Consider the following 17,392-nt stretch of genomic DNA (forward strand, 5'->3'; position numbering starts at 1 on the left):
GATGTCCTCGATGTTATCAACGTGATTAGGATGCTTGAGCCGAGCGGATGAGCCGCCCGGTGGTGTCGAACAGATGGCAAGCGGCGCTATCGGCTGTGAGCGAGACGCGGTCTCCCGGCCGCACCGCGATATCGCCTTCGGCGCGCACGACGATCGGCTGCTCCTCGGAGCCGACGGTCATGTAAGTCTCGACGCCAAGGCGCTCGACAACGACGACGTCGGCCGTGAAATTGCCCTGGCCCTCGGGTGCGATCTTGAAGTGTTCGGGGCGGATACCGAGCGTGGCGGCCCCCTCGGGCACCGTTCCAGCGCCATCCGGCAGGTCGAGCGTCAAGCCAATCGGGCTCTGCACGCGCAGCCCGCCGGCCCGTGGCTTGCTGATCGTCACGGGAACGGTGTTCATGCGTGGAGAGCCGATGAAGGTGGCGACGAATTCGTTGTCGGGCTTGTGATAGAGATCCATCGGCGCGCCCTGCTGGGCGACAAGCCCCTTGTTCAAGACGACGATGCGGTCCGCCATGGTCATGGCATCGACCTGGTCGTGGGTGACGTAAACGACGGTCGCCTTCAATTCGCGGTGCAAGCGCTGCAACTCGGCGCGCATCTGTACACGCAGCGCGGAATCGAGGTTGGACAACGGCTCGTCGAACAGGATCAGCGACGGCTTCTTGATGATGGCGCGACCGATCGCGACGCGCTGTCGTTGGCCGCCGGATAGTGCGGCGGGCCGGCGGTCGAGATAGTCAGTTAGCTGCAGGATTTCGGCGACGCCTTCGACCTGCTTGCGGATTTCCGCTTCCGGCACTTTCTTCAGGCTGAGCGAGAAGCCGATGTTCTGCGCAACCGTCATATGCGGATAGAGAGCGTAGGACTGAAACACCATGGCGATGCCGCGCTTGTCCGGCGGCACATCGTTGATGCGCTTGCCGTTCAGGATGAGGTCGCCGTCGTCGATGCCTTCCAGCCCGGCGATCATCCGCAGAAGGGTCGACTTGCCGCAACCGGACGGGCCGACGAACACGGCGAACTCGCCGTCCTCGACGGTGATGTCGACGCCCTTGATGACCTCCAGGGCGCCATAGAACTTGCGAACGTTCTTGAGATTGATCATCTGTGAAACTCTTTCTGGATATCAGCCTTTGACGCCGCCCGCGAAGGTCTGGACGAGGAAGCGCCGGGCGAAGCCGAAGGCGATCACGGCCGGCAGGAGGTAGATAAAGGCGAGGGCGGCGAGCAGGCCGTAATCGATCTCGTTGATGCGCAGGAAAGCGCGAAAGAGGCCGAGGGGAAGCGTTTGCAGCTCCGGTGACGAGAGGAAGATCAACGGCAACAGGAAATCACCCCATGCCGACATGAAAGCGAACAAGCCGGCCGCGGCCAGCCCCGGCAGCGCCAGCGGGATCAATACGCGACGGATGCGCTGCGTCATCGTTGCGCCGTCCATCAGGGCTGCTTCCTCATAATCGCGGGGAAGGCCGTCGAAGAAGGTTTTCATGATCCACAGCGCAAGCGGCAGCTGCATGGTCGCAAGCACCAGGATCAGGCCGAGGTAACCGTCGATGAAGCCAGTCCAGCGCATGATCGGTCGGGCATATTCGCCGAAGATCGGTCGAAGTATCGCGCCCTCGGCATTGTTGAGCGTCAGCAGGAACTTGTAGAGCGGCACCACAAGTGCTGTCGGCGGCAACACGCGGATCAGAAGGATCGCGTAGAGAAACGGCAGTTTCCACCACGCCCGCGTGCGCGACAATGCGTAACCGCCGAGGCCGGCCAGCACCATGACCAGCACCGTCGCCGAGCCGACGACGAAGAGCGAATTGAAGAGCCACTTCGCCCCGTCCTCCTTGGTGAAGACACGCAGATAATTGTCGAGCGTCCATTGCTCCGGCCAGCGGAGGAAGAGCTGGGCATTGCCATCGAGCGAGGCGAGCAGAACCCAGAGGAACGGGATGGCGCAGAAGATCGAGATCAGCGACAGCGTGGCGTAGGCGAGCAGATCGGATCGGGTCTTGTTTGCGTTTTCTGTCGGGGAAAGCACTGCCATGTCAGACCTCCACTTTCATTGCCCGCACGTATGCGATGCCGAGGATCAGCGAGATCACCAGAGTGACGACCGCGACCGCGGCGCCGTAACCGAGCTGGAAGGCAGTGAAGGACTGGTTGTAGATGTAGATGCTGATGACTTCGGTCGCACCACCAGGGCCGCCGCGCGTCAGCGCATAGACGAGACCGAAGACCGCGATCGTCGAGACGGCGGAGATCAGCATGTAGAGAAGGATCGTCGGCATCATCAGGGGAAGCGTGATGCGGCGGAACATCTGTGATGGCGTGGCGCCGTCCATGCGGGCAGCCTCATAGATTTCGCTCGGAATGGTGCTGAGCCCCGCGGTCAAGAGAATCATCGCGGTGGCGATACCGCGCCAGGTGTTGACGACGATGATCATCGTCAGCGGGAAGACCTGAAGCCAATCGGTGGGTGTCACGCCGAAGAAACTCACGATGCGGCTGAGCGTGGCGTTCTCGCCGCCGGCCAGCATCGAAATCCACATGAAACCGGCAACGACCTCGGGTGCCGCGTTGGGCAGCAGGATCATGGAGGAGAAAATCTGGCGGAACATGATTTTCCGACGCAGGGCAATGGCCGAAATCAGCCCTAGAACGAACTGGCCGATCACCGCGGAGCCGACCACGAAGAAGAACGTCACGATGAGCGCGTTCCAGAATTTGGCGTCGTTGAGAAGCCGCATATAGTTGCGAATGCCCACGAAGCGCGGACGAAGGGCCGCGGCGCCGGTGAGGGCTTCGTTGGTGAAGCTCAGATAGACGGAATAAAGTGCGGGATAGATCACGAAAGCCAGAAGCAGGACCAGCGACGGCAGCAGGATCACGAGGAGCTGTCGCTCGACGCGTCGTTCGTGGGAATTGAGGACCATGAAGCTCGCAACCTTGTCTGATGATCGCAGACGCGGCCATTGGGCCGCGCCTGCGGTCTTGGGCGGAAGTCGAAGGGCTTGAGGCTTATTTCACCACGTCGTCGCCGAGCGTTTCCTTGACGTAATCGACAAGGATCTTCTGGGCGCCGGCGGCGTCCGTCTCCTTGCGCAGTAGCGCTTCGGTTGCCCGTGCCACGCCTTCGGCGATGGTGCCGAAGCCGGACGCCTGTTTCAGGAAGACGCCGTTGCCGGCCGCGGCGTGGATCGGAACGAGTTCCGTCAGCTTCTGGAACTCGGCGCTCTTGGCCGCATCCTTGCTTGCCGGAATATTGCCGATGCGCGCGGCGTAGGAGACCTGCGTGTCGACCGAGCCGATCTCAAGCAGCGCCTTCGTCGCCAGTTCCACGTTCGCGGACTTCGCATTGACGGCCCACGGAGCAGCAAGGTTCGCGAGCACGTACTGACCGCCCGTCTGGCCGGGGACCGTCCAGGTGCCGACGATCTTTGTCACCTCCGGGATCGGGTTCTTGCTCTCTCTGCCCCAATCGAAGATGTAGCACCAGGAACCACAAGTGGTCGCGGCAAGCTTGCCCTCAGGGAACATCTGGTACTTGGGAATGACCCACGGCTCTGGACCAAGCAGCGGCTGGGTCGGCATCAGATCCTTGTCGATCAGCTCCTTGTAGACGCCAAAGACATCCTTGATGCCTTCGCCGCTGAGATCGAGCTTTCCGTCGGCATCGACCAGCTGCGGCGTCTTGGAGCCAACGAGGAGATGCTGGAAGCCTTCATCGAAGGCACCGCTGCCCCAGGACACACCGGCCGGGAAGAGCAGGCCATAAGCGCCGGTCTTCGCCTCTACCTCGGCGGCGCGATCCAGCAGTTCCCGCCAGGTCTTCGGCTGTTCGGTCGAAATGCCGGCTTTCTCCAGCACATCCTTGCGGAAGTAGATTTCCTGAATGCCGAGCATGAACGGCATGACGTAGGTCTCCCCATCGGGGCTCACGGCCAGCTGCTTTGCGACGTCATAGAAGTTGGCGTAGCCGTCCCAGGCGGTGATCTCCTTGGTTACAGGGGCGAGGTATCCGGCTTCGACCATATCGGCCACGGCCGCCGTCGACGGGATCGAGAAGAGATCGGGCGCATTGCCGGCGCCAAGCTCGGTGAGCAGCTTCGTCAGGTAGTCCTTGTCGGGCGCCGGGTATTCGACGACCTCGACGGTCACTCCGTATTTCTTTTCGATCGCCTCGACCGTCGACTTCATGGCGTCGATGCCGGCCTGGCCGTGATTTGCAATTCGGATTGTTTCGGCATGTGCCAGCGTCGAGACCGCGCTCAGCAAAATGGCGCACAGGCCACCAATGACCGTCTTCTTCAACGGAAGTCCTCCCTTTTTGATTGGCGGCGCCCTCCAGCACCGTGTGAAAAATGTACACGCATTCCTCAATGAGGCAAGGCGGATCTCTCAAAGAATTTACAGCGACATATAATATATTGATTTTACGTAATAAAATAGAACTTGCGCCAAGTTTTCCGTTTGTGTAATCGTGTACACAATCATCTGGGAGGAGTTTCATGACACGGAAATTGCGGCTTGGCGTTATCGGCGCCGGCCTGAAGGCTGCCGAGTATGCGGCGAGCTGGGCAGCGATGCCGGAGATCGAGTTCGTAGCGCTTGCCGATACGACCGCTTCGTCGCGCCAGCGTCTGATCGACGTCTGCACCGCAACCGGCGCAGCGGCACCGAAGAGCTTCGAGGACTACCGCGAGATGCTCACGAAATGCCGGGATGAGCTAGACATCGTCTACATCTCCACGCCGCACACCTTTCATGGCGAGCAGGCGGCGGCCGTCGTCGAGGCCGGCATCGATCTCTTTCTGGAAAAGCCGATGGTCACGACCGTTGCCGAGGCTGAGACGCTGATCGCGGAACAGAAGAAGAGCGGCGTCACTGTTGTTACTGCTTTCCAGGGCGGCCTCTCGCCGCTGGTGATCGATACGCGCAAACGCGCGCTTGCAGGCGAGTTCGGCGAGCTTATCGCGATATCGGGCATGATCTGGGAAAGCTGGGCCGACAATTATGCCGGTCACTGGAAGCAGGAGCCGGAAATCTCGGGCGGCGGCTTCATGTTCGACACCGGCGCGCACATGATGAATACCGTCTGCTTGCTGGCCAATTCCGACTTCGCCAGCGTATCGGCCTATATGAACAGGCACGGCCGCAAGGTCGATATCGCCACCGCCGTTTCCGCCCGCCTGAAGAACGGCGCCATGGCGACATTGACAGCTGCAGGCGAGGGGCCTCCCGGCTGCGCCTCCTACATCACCTTCTTCTACTCGAAGGCGATCGTTCGGATCGATGCCTGGGGCGGCTGGCGCGAAATCAGCGTCGGGCGGGTCAACGAGCCGCGCGAGGAGGCGGAGATCCTCGGAAACCCGATGAAGAACTTCCTTGCCATTCGCGCCGGTGAGATGGAAAACACCGGCTCCGTTGAAATGGGTCTGCGTTTCGCTAGGCTGTGGGACGCAATCAAGGAATCGGCGGCAGCCGACGGCATGCCCGTCCGGCCCGCCGAATAGTCGTATCGGACAACAGACATGAACAAGCGGCGGATCACCTCGAAGGAACTGGCAAAGCTCGCCGGGGTATCCTCCGCCACCATTTCCCGCGCATTCTCGCCCGATTCCAGGATCGGCAGCGCCACGCGCGATCGAATTCTTTCGGTCGCGCGCGAACACGGCTATCAGCCGAACGCGATTGCCCGCTCGCTGAACAATCAACGCTCAAGGCTGGTCGCCCTCGTCGTCAATGCAATCGGAAACCCTTGCGAGGCCGAGGAGCAGCAATTGCTGGTCCACAGACTGCAGGCGCGCCAGTTGCTTCCAATCATCCTGTGTTGCGCCGATCACGACGACCGGCTGCAACTGATGCGGCTGGCATCCACCTATCAGGTGGATCATGTCGTGGTTTTCTCGGACATGGTGTCGATGCAGGACGCGGTCGATATCTTCCATACGACCAAGCCGATCATCGTCTCGTTCGAACCGCTCGAGAATGAGAACGTCTCCAATATCCGCATCGATGGCTCGGCGGCAGCCGACGAGATCATCGAGAAGATCGTCAATGACGGCAAGAAGCGCTTCGCCTATCTCTCCGGCACCAAATCGAGCTGGATCGACAAGCTTCGACGCAAATGGTTCGCCGATGCGCTCGCCAAGCGCGGATTGACCATCGAGGCCGAGGCCTTTGGCGACTACACCTATGATTCCGGCTTCAAGGAAGCGGTACTTCTGATGCATCGCTCGAAGGTTGATGCCATCATTTGCGGTAACGACGTGATGGCGATCGGCGCGCGAGACGCCGCGCGGCGCATGCTCGGCAAGAACACGCCTGATGACATCGCCATCGTCGGCCAGGATGGCATCGCCATGGCCGCATGGGATTGCAACGATCTTACGACGCTCAGCCTCGATCATGTCGCCTTCATAGACGCGGTTGTCGATCTCATCGAACGCCACGATGCCGATCTGCCGGGGCCGCACAGCATAACACTGACCTGTAATGCTCGCTGGGGATCCACCGCGTGACGCGGTCCACATCGCGCGAACAGACCGCTGTTTTAGCGGTGACTTGACTACGGGCTCCAAACCAAATGGTATGCACGCCTGACATCATCCAATGGCGGCGCCGCCAGCGTGGCGCCGAGAGCAAATGATCGCGATCAGGCGGCGCAGCATCGGTCTATTCGTGTCGTGGGGTTTCCGCCTCTCCCTTTGCATGACGCTGATTGGTTCCGCCAGCGCCGCCGAGCCCACCGAGACCCAGCCGGAGGCAGCCTGCCTCTACACACGCCCGATGACCGGCTCGGCAAAGACACTCTGCATACGCAAGGACAGTTTCAACCGCGATCTCTGCGGCGCGATCGAAAGGACCGCGGCCGAGCACGACCTGCCTCCGGATTTTTTCGCCCGGCTGATCTGGCGCGAGAGCCGGTTCAGGCCGGACGCGCTGAGCTATAAGGGTGCGCAGGGTATCGCGCAGTTCATGCCGGGTACCGCCAAGCTGCGCGGGCTGCAGGATAGTTATGATGTACTGGAGGCCTTGCAGAAGTCGGCCGAATATCTCGACGAATTGCGCGACCGCTTCGGTAACCTCGGCCTCGCGGCCGCGGCCTACAATGCCGGCGAAAACGGGCTGTCCAACTTCCTCAATGGCGGCGGCCTGCCGACGGAGACGCGCAGTTACGTGATGGCGATTACCGCCCATAGCGTCGAGGAGTGGAAATCCTCGGCACCCGACAAGGCTGCTGGCCCGTTGGCCGAAGATCAGCCGTTCATCGAGAGCTGCGTGGCCCTTGCCGATCGCCGCAAGATGACCGAGCCGGTCTGGCGGCCAGAGGGGAATTGGGCGCCGTGGGGCGTGCAGATCGCGGCGAGCGCCAATCCCGATGTCGCCCGTCGCCTCTTCTTCGAGGCTGTCGCGCAGTTTCCGGCGCCGCTTGATCAGGAGCAGCCGCTGATCCTGCGGCAGCGCGACCGCAGCTTCGGCTTCCGGCCGCGCTATGTGACCCGCATCGCGCGGCAGACGAGGGGGGAGGCCAATGATGTCTGCAAACAGATCCGCAAGACCAACCAGATCTGCTTGGTTTTCAAGAACTGAGGCGTCGCGCTGGGTGGCATCCGCGATCTTCCGCGACGCCCCCGGCCCATTCGGCGAATTAAATTGCACGGCTGTGCAAAAAATGAATTCCGGCCCTATCTTGTCATGTCACTGTTACGCGTCGGCGATAGCAAAACCACAGTCCTAAGGGCAGTGCCCCAAAACCGAATGGAGACGGTCATGAACAGACGCGAGTTTCTTGTCACATCATCGGCGGCAGCCGGTCTGCTGGCCCTGCCACGCTTTGCGATGGCTGCAGATGGCACGATCAACCTCTATAGTGGCTCCGACGCCAACATCATCGATTTCTGGAACAACACCGTGCTTCCGGCCTTCAAAAAGGCCCACCCTGAAGCTGCCGTGAAGGTCACCGATGCAGGTGACAACGCCGGCTTGCGTGCGATTGCAGATCGTGCGCTTGCAGCGCTCAAGTCGAAGACGGATCCGCAGTCGGATATCTTCGAACACTTCGATCCACGTTTGCCTGCTGGCGCTATCGATGCCGGCCTCTGGGTCAAGTTCTCGGCCGAAAACATCGACGGCTTCGCGAACGTCAATCCGCTGAGCTTCGACAGCGAATATTCGCTTCCCTATCGCGGTTCGCAGGTGCTGCTCGCCTACGACAAGACCAAGCTCGATCCCAAGGATGCGCCGAAGACCTGGGAACAGCTGACGGCATGGATCAAGGCCAATCCTGGTCAGTTCATCTACAACCGCCCGGACAAGGGCGGCTCCGGCGGCAACTTCGTGCGCCGCGCGATCCATGAGGCCAACGGCCGTGATCCGAAGAAGTTCACCACCGACAACTATACCGCCGAGCTTGGCAACCAGATGCTGACGCCGGCTTGGGCGATCCTCAACGATCTCGCGCCGTCGCTTTACGAAAAGGGCGCCTACACGGCCGGCAACACACAGTCGATCCAGCTGCTCGCCCAAGGCGTTGTCACGATGACGCCGGTTTGGTCCGACCAGGTGCTGCAGGCTCTGTCGCAGGGTGTCCTGCCTGAGACGACCGGCCTTGTTCAGCTGAGCGATCTGGCGCTCTGCGGCGGCTTCTCGCGCATGACGGTGTTCTCCAACGGTGCCAACAAGGACGCCGCGCTGAAGCTCGCGGCCTTCATGCTGAGCAAGGAAATCCAGGAAGCGATCATCACCGAGATCGGTGGCTTCCCCGGCGTTTCCTGGGATCACATCTCCGACGAACTCCGTCAGAAATACGCCGACGTCATCCCGACGACGATCCCGACCTTCCCGGCCGGCGATTGGGAAAGCAACATCAACGACGGTTGGTACCGTAACGTTGCTCCGGGCATCAGCCGCACCTGATGCGTAGAGGCATGACATTGTCGCTGCCGGCGCGGGCAACCGCGCCGGGCAAAGCGCAAAATCCGGTGGGGCTTCTGCTGGTCGCCCTGCCGGTATTCCTGCTCGGGTGGCTGATCGTTTACCCGATCTTTTCGGCCGTGATCACCACCGTGTTCATTCCGCAGGCGGATGGCACGAGGGCGGTATCGCTCGCCTCCTATGCATTTTTCTTCAGCGATTCCTACAGCCTCGCCAATCTATGGGTGACGTTGTGGACGACTGTTGTCTGTGGCGTTCTGCTGCTGGTGATCGGCTTGCCGATCGCGCTTTATCTGCGCTTTTCGCAGGGACGTCTTCCCGCCTATGTGCAGGGTATGGCGATTTTCCCGATGTTCGTGCCATCGATCATCCTGTCCTACGCGCTGATCCGGACGATCGGGCCCAACGGCACCGTCGATCTGCTGTTGAACGCTGTCGGGCTACCGAAAATTCCGTCTCCCTATCTGACCCCATGGGGCCCTGTTATCGGGCTGGTTTGGGACAATCTTCCTTTGACGGTGCTGATGCTGACGGCGGGGCTTGGCAATATTCCAAAGAGCTCGGTCGAGGCTGCCCGTGATGTCGGTGCTTCGCCGATGCGCGTTTTCGTCTCGATCATCCTGCCGCGCATGGGCAATTCGCTCCTGGTCACGGCATCCTTCGCCATCCTTGGCATCTTCTCATCCTTCACCTTGCCCTATGTGCTCGGCCCGGCATCGCCGGAAATGATGGGGCCGTTCATGCAGCGCACCTTCTCCGATGTGAACGATCCGCTGAATGCGCTGACGCAGGCCGTGATCTCCTTCGGCTTCTGCCTGGTCTTCGGCATCTTTTATGTGCGCTCGATCGCCAAAAACCGGGAGGCGTCGCGATGAAGATCGCAAGCAAGGTCAACGGCTCCGAGATCGATTGGGCGGGCATTCTGTTTGCCGTGCTGCTCACGCTCTTCATCGCCGTGCCGCTGATCGTGGTCGGCACCTGGGCATTCACCGAGGTCTGGCGCTACCCATCGGTCATTCCGCAGCAGTTCGGCTTCCGCTTCTGGTCGCAGACGCTGTCGCGCGCGGATGTGTGGGACGCGCTCTTCCTGAGCTTGCGGCTGACAACGACGGTCACGCTTCTCTCCGCCATCATCTGTCTGCCGGCGGCATACGCCTTCGCGCGCATGTCGTTTCCCGGAAAGAACGTGCTCTTCCTGTCGTTCCTGGCATCGCACGCCTTTCCGAAGTTCGGCCTGTTGGTGGCTATCGCCGGTATCTTCCTCAAGCTCGGGTTGATCAGCACCTTCTGGGGCGTCGTCCTGATCCAGTTGGTCGGGACGCTGATGCTGATGATCTGGATCCCGGTGGCGGCTTTCCAGAATATCGATCGTCGGATGGAGGAAGCCGCTCGCGATGCGGGCGCCGGGCCGTTGCGTGTGTTCTGGTCGATCACGCTGCCGCAGGCAGCACCAACGATCTTTGCCGCTTTGCTGCTGACCTTCGTCGGCACATTTTATGAAACCGAAGGCGCATGGCTGATCGGCGCTCCTGAAATCCGCACCATGCCGGTGTTGATGATCACCTTCATCAACAATCAGATCGTGGTGCAGTATGGCGCCGTTCTCTCGGTGATGCTTTGGGTGCCGTCGTTCATCGCGCTGATGTTTGCCCGCCGTGTCGTCGGAACGGGTGCGTTTGCTCGCGGCTTCGGCGCGTGACGTTAGGATCGGGCTTCGCCCGAGGAAAGGCTTGATATGGCACGCTTGACGATCAAGAATGTCTCGAAGACGTTCGGCACTTCGTTCGCGGTCCGTGATTTCTCGCTCGATGTGGAAGACGGCGAGCTCGTCTGCCTGCTTGGTCCGTCCGGATCCGGCAAGTCGACGCTGCTTCGCATGATTGGCGGCTTCGAGCAGCCGAGCGGCGGCTCGATCCTTATCGATGCCAGGGACGTGACGACGCTTCCGCCGGAAAAGCGCCCCACGGGCATGGTCTTCCAGAGCCACGCGCTCTGGACCCATATGGACGTCTTCAACAACATCGCTTTTGGCCTCAAGCTTCGTCGCCTGCCGAAAATCGAGATCCGCGAGCGTGTCGAAAACGCCCTGGCGCTGGTCGGTCTCGCCGACTACGGCCGGCGCATGACGACGCAGTTGTCGGGTGGCCAGCAGCAGCGCGTGGCGTTGGCCCGTTCGCTGGTGCTGGAGCCGAAGATCCTGCTGCTCGACGAGCCATTCGCCAGCCTCGACCAGCATCTGCGCGAACGGCTGCGTGAGGAAGTGCGCGACATCCAGCAGCGCGTGGGCATCACCACGCTCTTCGTCACCCACGGCCAGGATGAGGCATTGGCGCTCGCCGACCGCATCGTCGTCATGCGCGACGGCAGTACCGAGCAGATCGCGCCACCCGATATCGTCTACCGCGAGCCGCAGACGGAATTCGTGGCGGGCTTCATCGGCTCGATGAATTTCGTGAAGACCAGCATCCGTGGCGGCGTCAGCCAGCATCCGGCCTTTCCCGTTGCCGTGCCGATCGAAGATGGCGACGTCGTTCTAGCGTTTCGCCCCGAGGCGTTGTCGCTGCAGCCATCGAAGACGCTCTCGACCGCCATCGTTCATCGCAGCATCGATTTCGGCACGCACAAGATCGTGGATATCGACCTTGCTGATGGGACGCGCTTGAAGGCGATGACGGCACCGGATAGCAACTGGGTCAAGGGTGTAGGCATCGAGCCGACAGCTTCAGCATTCCGTGCCTTCCGTGACAACCAGCTGGTTTACCAATCGGCAACCTCAGGCGAGCGACATCATGATCGAATCCTCGGAAACGCTTGATCGCAGCGGCATCGCGATCGATCAGGCCGGCCACAAGACCTGGCTGAAATGGCATCGCGGCCACCGCTATGCCGGCGACATCTCGTTTACGGGACAGCGCATCGCCGAGGCGATGGCGCTGGGCGCCAGCATCGAGATCGATCTGGTGCGCTTCAATGGCGCCGGCTTCGCCGTTTTGCACGACGAGACGCTGAACAAGGCGACAACGGGCGAGGGGCGCGTAATCGATGCGACGGAGAGTGACTTGCGCGCTTTGCATCTGCGCGACCCCTTCGGCGAGCCGACGGCCCACAAGGTGATGTTGATCGATGATCTCGGCCAACTACTAAAGCGTGTAGGCAGCGACGGCCGTGCTGTTCTCCAGCTCGATCTCAAGGAAGATTCCCCCGATATCCGCGAAGAGGATATCGCCGCTTTCGCCGCCGCGATCTCGCCGGTCGCAAAGTCGGTCATCCTCTCTGCCGGCGATCCCGAGGCTGTCGAACGCTTGTCCCAAGCCGTGCCCGACATGCCGATCGGCTACGACCCGTGCCACCACGGCGCGATCGAGCGGCTGAAGCAAAGCCGTGACTTCGACGGTTTCGTCGCTGATGCCGTGGCTGCCTCGCCCCGCGCGGGGATGATCTACCTGCATCATCAGCTGGTTCTGTTTGCCGACGATGCCGGATACGACCTCGTTGCCTCCTTCCATCGCGCCGGGCGCGGCGTCGACGCCTACACCATCAATTCGGCAATTCCGGCGGCATTGCCTGTCGTGCGCCGTCTTCTGGCGCTGAGGGTCGACCAGATCACCACCGATGACCCGGTCGGCTTGGAAGGGTTGCTTCTCGGCTAGGGCTGCTAGCCTTCGAAGCCTTCCACGAGCCAGGGGTGCAGCGCGGTGTTGGCGGCGAGGATGTCGCCATTCGCCGTCACGGGGCCGCCCTTGAAGGCCGAGACCGTGCCGCCGGCTTCTGTGACCAAGAGTGCCGCCGCGCCATAATCATGCGGCGACAGGCCATCTTCAAAGAAGCCGTCCAGGCGGCCGCTTGCGACATAGGCAATCGACAATGCCGCCGAGCCCAGCCGCCGCACGCCGGCGGTATTGCCCATCAATCGCTTCAAAGCCTCGAGATAGACGTCCGTTGCAACAGCCTTCACCTGACCGGGAACCGGCAAACCGGCGCCGACCACGACATTCTCGATGTCGGCATTGTCGACGCACGAGATGCGCTCGCCGTTGAGATAGGCGCCGCCGCCGAGTTCGGCGCTGAACAGCTCGTCGAGCATGGGGTCATAGACCACGCCAGCAACGATCTTGCCGCCTTCGGCGATCGCGATCGTCATGCCGAAATGCGGGATGCCCCAGGCGAAATTGGTCGTCCCATCGATTGGATCGATGTAGATAATAGGCGCATCCGCGCCCACCACCCTGTTGCCGACATCCTCCTCGCCCTTGATGGAGTAGGAGGGGAAGGCCGCGATCATATCGGTCACGATGATCCGCTCGACAGCAACGTCGATCTCGGTCTGGTAATCGCGCGGCCCCTTCGACACGACATCGCTGATGCGCCGACGCTGCAACGACCGGCGAGCCGTTTCGCCGGCCTTCACGACCGTCGTCGCGAGGTTGATCAGGCGCGGGGAGGCGGTCGGCGAAAGACGAGAGGAGATGAGGGAGGATGTCATTGGGAACCCGGGTAATGAAACTGCAATACGGCCAGCACGCATGGCAGAGCCGCGTGACGATTTCGTGACGTACGCGGCGCTTTCCAAACATGATGTTTAGGCCAGCCTTGGCCACGCCTCCAATCGGCCTGCGTCCGGATAGCTCGAGAAACGTCGGTCGTTCGCTTTGCCCGCGCCGAACTTTCCCACCCTGGGCGCCCGTCGACTGAGCTTTGCCGACCAGCTACCCGATCGCGCGCTCCGCTTCGCCATCTCGCGCGCCAACCAGCAGATCTCGAACATTTGCGAGCGTCGCTGCGATCGAGCGCGGCTGTATCGAGTAGAACACGGATTGCGACGCGCGCCGCGTCGAGACGAATTCGCAGGCCCGCAGGATGGCGAGGTGTTGCGAGAGCGCCGATTGGCCGAGGCCGAGTTTCTTGGCAAGCACGTTGACCTGGATCTCGCCCTCGGCGAGGTTGGTCAGGATCGCGAGGCGGTTTGCGTTTCCGAGAACCGCGAGCTGCTCCGCCAGAGCAGCAATGCTCCGCGGGTTCTGATTGTCTTCCTGCATATGATTTTCCCAATGAAATAGGCGGGAAGCGTCGTCCACGATATTGCGCGGTCCGTCGTCCCCGGAGCTTAAGCACGAAATTGAACGACTAGCCCGATACGGCGGGCAGTCCCGCGAGGGGCGACGGATGAATGTATTGGAAGCCAATGTGGAAGCCGTGGCGGCAACAGCGCATTTTCCGCCATATGGGGCGGCTGGCCATGCTGTGATGGAATAGTGGACATCATGTTCACCCGGTTGAAGTTACTCTGCCACAATCGTTCACACTGTTGAAAAGATGGTTAACGACTGCGCTTCAAACCCATGAAAAATTGGATTTATGGATGCCGGACGCACGCTCATCTGCGGACGATATCATGGCCAAGCACCGTCCGGCGCGCCAGCGCGATTGCAGCCGAAAATCGTCAGTGGCCGATCTAAAGTAATTTTTTTTTTGTTGAATTGCGGTATCTGCACGGATGGCCTTGGTTGTCGCGCGTGAACGCTATAAAGACCTCGGTTGATGAACACTGCCGTTCGGTGGCGCCGCGCGTCAGCGCCCCACACACCATGACGTTGGGATTGCGATGAACCTGTACTTGGAATACCTGGCCGAAATCAAAAGCAGAGAAACTCAAGGGCTCGCCCCCAAGCCGATCGATGACGGCGCGCTGACCGGCGAAATCATTGCCCTGATCGAGGATACCGGCAGCGAACACCGCGCCGATGCTTTGAAATTCTTCATTTACAACACGCTCCCGGGCACGACGAGCGCCGCCGGCGTCAAGGCCGCCTTCCTCAAGAAGATCATCCTCGGCGAGGCCATCGTCCCCGAGATCACGCCGAAATTCGCCCTTGAGCTGCTGTCGCACATGAAGGGTGGTCCGTCAGTCGAAGTGCTGCTCGACGTCGCACTCGGCAAGGACGCCGAAATTGCCTGTCAGGCCGGCGACGTGCTGAAGACCCAGGTTTTCCTCTACGACGCCGACATGTTCCGCTTGCGCGATGCCTACAAGGCCGGCAATGCCGTCGCCAAGGACGTTCTCGAGAGCTACGCCAAGGCCGAATTCTTCACCAAGCTTCCCGATGTCGAGGACGAGATCAAGGTCGTGACCTTCATCGCCGCCGAAGGCGATATCTCGACCGACCTCTTGTCTCCCGGCAATCAGGCGCACTCGCGCTCCGACCGCCAGCTGCACGGCCAGTGCATGATCACGCCTGAGGCACAGGCCGAGATCGTCGCCCTGCAGCAGCAGCACCCGGACAAGCGGGTGATGATGATCGCCGAAAAGGGCACGATGGGCGTCGGCTCCTCGCGCATGTCCGGTGTCAACAACGTGGCGCTGTGGACCGGCAAGCAGGCGAGCCCCTACGTTCCCTTCGTCAACTTCGCCCCAGTCGTCGCGGGTACCAACGGCATCTCGCCGATCTTCGCGACCACCGTCGACGTTACCGGCGGCATCGGCCTCAACCTGAAGAACTGGGTCAAGAAGCTCGACGACAGCGGCAAGCCGATCCTCAACAATGACGGCAACCCGATCCTTGAGCAGAAGTTCTCGGTCGAAACCGGCACCGTTCTGAAGATCGACACGAAGAACAAGAAGCTGCGCGACGAGGCCGGCAACGAGCTCGTCGATGTGGCGTCTTCCTTCACGCCGCAGAAGATGGAGTTCATGAAGGCCGGCTCGTCCTACGCCATCGTCTTCGGCAAGAAGCTCCAGACCTTCGCCGCCCAGACGCTCGGCGTCGAAGCGACACCGGTCTTCGCACCGAACAAGGAAATCGCCATCGAGAGCCAGGGCCTGACGGCGGTCGAGAAGATCTTCAACCGCAACGCAGTCGGCGTGACGCCTGGCAAGGTGCTGCATGCCGGCTCCGACGTCCGCGTCAAGGTGAACATCGTTGGCTCCCAGGACACGACCGGCCTGATGACCGCGCAGGAACTGGAAGCGATGGCGGCCACCGTCATCTCGCCGTTGGTCGATGGCGCCTACCAGTCTGGCTGCCACACGGCATCCGTCTGGGACAAGAAGGCCCAGGCCAACATTCCGAAGCTCATGTCCTTCATGAACAACTTCGGCGTCATCACCGCCCGCGACCCGAAGGGAAGTTACCATGCGATGACCGACGTCATCCACAAGGTGCTGAACGACATCACTGTCGATGATTGGGACATCATCATCGGCGGCGACAGCCACACCCGTATGTCGAAGGGCGTGGCCTTCGGCGCCGACTCGGGCACTGTCGCGCTGGCGCTTGCCACCGGCGAAGCCACGATGCCGATCCCGCAGTCGGTCAAGGTCACCTTCAAGGGCACGATGCAGCCCTACATGGACTTCCGCGACGTCGTTCACGCCACCCAGGCGCAGATGCTTAAGCAGCATGGCGACAACGTCTTCCAGGGCCGCGTCATCGAAGTCCATATCGGTACGCTGCTCGCCGACCAGGCCTTCACCTTCACCGACTGGACGGCCGAGATGAAGGCCAAGGCATCCATCTGCATCTCCGAAGACGAGACGCTGATCGAGTCGCTGGAAATCGCCAAGTCGCGCATGCAGATCATGATCGACAAGGGCATGGACAATGAGGCGCGGACCCTGAAGGGCCTGATCGCCAAGGCCGATCGCCGCATCGCCGAGATCCGTTCGGGCGAAAAGCCGGCGCTAACGCCGGACGATAACGCGAAGTATTTCGCCGAAGTCGTCGTCGATCTCGACCTCATCGACGAGCCGATGATCGCCGACCCCGACGTCAACAATGCCGACGTCTCGCGCCGCTATACCCACGACACGATCCGCCCGGTCTCCTACTATGGCGGCACCAAGAAGGTGGACCTCGGCTTCGTCGGCTCCTGCATGGTGCACAAGGGCGACATGAAAATCGTCGCCCAGATGTTGAAGAACATCGAGAAGAACGAGGGCAAGGTCGAGTTCAAGGCACCGCTCGTCGTCGCCGCACCGACCTACAATATCATCGACGAGCTGAAGGCCGAAGGCGACTGGGAGATCCTGCAGAAGTATTCGGGCTTCGAGTTCGATGACGTGAAGCCAAAGACCGCGAACCGCACCGAGTACGAGAACATCCTCTATCTCGAGCGTCCGGGCTGCAACCTGTGCATGGGCAACCAGGAAAAGGCCGAAAAGGGCGATACCGTTCTCGCCACCTCGACCCGCCTCTTCCAGGGCCGGGTGGTTGAAGATACGGCGGAAAAGAAGGGCGAGTCGCTGCTTGCCTCGACGCCGCTGGTCGTTCTCTCCGCGATCCTTGGCCGTACGCCGAGCATCGAGGAATATCGCGTCGCCGTCGAAGGTATCAACCTGACGAAGTTCACTCCGCCGAAGACGACGCCAATCGATAGCCGGTCGGTTCACTACTAAGGCTCTGATCTGACAGAAATGCCCCTCAATGCGATCCATTGAGGGGCGTTTTCGTTTCAGGAC

General features: G+C 61.1%; 15 protein-coding genes. 9 read left to right on the forward strand and 6 right to left on the reverse strand.

What is annotated here, in order from left to right:
* Positions 1-25: 25 nt before the first annotated feature.
* The 4 genes from ACVTFQ_RS21535 to ACVTFQ_RS21550 form a co-directional block, all read right to left on the reverse strand.
* Entirely contained in the window at positions 26-1,111 is a 1,086-nt protein-coding gene (locus tag ACVTFQ_RS21535; RefSeq protein ID WP_470424000.1) for an ABC transporter ATP-binding protein, read from the reverse strand.
* A gap of 21 nt (positions 1,112-1,132) precedes the next feature.
* The gene (locus ACVTFQ_RS21540; RefSeq protein WP_111560524.1) at positions 1,133-2,044 is read right to left on the reverse strand and encodes a carbohydrate ABC transporter permease; all 912 of its coding nucleotides are present in this window, start codon (positions 2,042-2,044) and stop codon (positions 1,133-1,135) included.
* Between the two features lies 1 nt (position 2,045).
* Positions 2,046-2,933, reverse strand: coding sequence for a carbohydrate ABC transporter permease (locus tag ACVTFQ_RS21545; RefSeq protein WP_111560523.1), 888 nt, complete (start codon positions 2,931-2,933; stop codon positions 2,046-2,048).
* Between the two features lie 85 nt (positions 2,934-3,018).
* Positions 3,019-4,311: an ABC transporter substrate-binding protein gene (locus ACVTFQ_RS21550; RefSeq protein WP_470424001.1), complete on the reverse strand. Its 1,293-nt coding sequence runs from the start codon at positions 4,309-4,311 to the stop codon at positions 3,019-3,021.
* A gap of 197 nt (positions 4,312-4,508) precedes the next feature.
* Here ACVTFQ_RS21550 and ACVTFQ_RS21555 point away from each other — a divergent pair, with 197 nt between their 5' ends.
* From ACVTFQ_RS21555 to ACVTFQ_RS21590, 8 genes are all read left to right on the forward strand, one after another.
* Positions 4,509-5,513 (forward strand): Gfo/Idh/MocA family protein, encoded by a 1,005-nt coding sequence (locus ACVTFQ_RS21555; RefSeq protein ID WP_112436668.1) that lies wholly within the window; start codon positions 4,509-4,511, stop codon positions 5,511-5,513.
* An 18-nt stretch (positions 5,514-5,531) separates the two neighbouring features.
* Positions 5,532-6,521, forward strand: coding sequence for a LacI family DNA-binding transcriptional regulator (locus ACVTFQ_RS21560; protein ID WP_111560520.1), 990 nt, complete (start codon positions 5,532-5,534; stop codon positions 6,519-6,521).
* 124 nt (positions 6,522-6,645) lie between these two features.
* Positions 6,646-7,593 carry a lytic transglycosylase domain-containing protein gene (locus ACVTFQ_RS21565; RefSeq protein WP_112436669.1) on the forward strand — a complete coding sequence of 316 codons (948 nt, stop codon included), beginning with the start codon at positions 6,646-6,648 and terminating at the stop codon, positions 7,591-7,593.
* 180 nt (positions 7,594-7,773) lie between these two features.
* Positions 7,774-8,919, forward strand: a complete 1,146-nt coding sequence (locus tag ACVTFQ_RS21570) for an extracellular solute-binding protein (protein ID WP_112949724.1) — start codon at positions 7,774-7,776, stop codon at positions 8,917-8,919.
* Between the two features lie 11 nt (positions 8,920-8,930).
* Positions 8,931-9,812 (forward strand): ABC transporter permease, encoded by an 882-nt coding sequence (locus ACVTFQ_RS21575; protein ID WP_413391084.1) that lies wholly within the window; start codon positions 8,931-8,933, stop codon positions 9,810-9,812.
* Entirely contained in the window at positions 9,809-10,636 is an 828-nt protein-coding gene (locus ACVTFQ_RS21580) for an ABC transporter permease (protein WP_047504024.1), read from the forward strand. Before ACVTFQ_RS21575 ends, ACVTFQ_RS21580 begins: the two co-directional genes overlap by 4 nt.
* Positions 10,637-10,672: 36 nt before the next feature.
* Positions 10,673-11,752 (forward strand): ABC transporter ATP-binding protein, encoded by a 1,080-nt coding sequence (locus ACVTFQ_RS21585; RefSeq protein WP_112949726.1) that lies wholly within the window; start codon positions 10,673-10,675, stop codon positions 11,750-11,752.
* Positions 11,727-12,587: a glycerophosphodiester phosphodiesterase gene (locus tag ACVTFQ_RS21590; RefSeq protein ID WP_112949727.1), complete on the forward strand. Its 861-nt coding sequence runs from the start codon at positions 11,727-11,729 to the stop codon at positions 12,585-12,587. The genes ACVTFQ_RS21585 and ACVTFQ_RS21590 overlap by 26 nt, the downstream gene beginning before the upstream one ends.
* Before the next feature lie 5 nt (positions 12,588-12,592).
* Here the strand turns inward: ACVTFQ_RS21590 and ACVTFQ_RS21595 are convergent, their stop codons facing one another.
* Both ACVTFQ_RS21595 and ACVTFQ_RS21600 read right to left on the reverse strand, forming a co-directional pair.
* The gene (locus tag ACVTFQ_RS21595) at positions 12,593-13,420 is read right to left on the reverse strand and encodes an inositol monophosphatase family protein (protein ID WP_111560514.1); all 828 of its coding nucleotides are present in this window, start codon (positions 13,418-13,420) and stop codon (positions 12,593-12,595) included.
* 223 nt (positions 13,421-13,643) lie between these two features.
* Positions 13,644-13,973, reverse strand: coding sequence for an ArsR/SmtB family transcription factor (locus ACVTFQ_RS21600; RefSeq protein ID WP_111560513.1), 330 nt, complete (start codon positions 13,971-13,973; stop codon positions 13,644-13,646).
* Between the two features lie 566 nt (positions 13,974-14,539).
* Here ACVTFQ_RS21600 and ACVTFQ_RS21605 point away from each other — a divergent pair.
* A complete protein-coding gene (locus tag ACVTFQ_RS21605; RefSeq protein ID WP_112949728.1) occupies positions 14,540-17,329 on the forward strand; it encodes a bifunctional aconitate hydratase 2/2-methylisocitrate dehydratase in 2,790 nt (929 codons plus the stop codon).
* Positions 17,330-17,392 lie beyond the last annotated feature (63 nt).

The sequence above is a fragment of the Rhizobium sp. O111 genome, assembly GCF_055616315.1.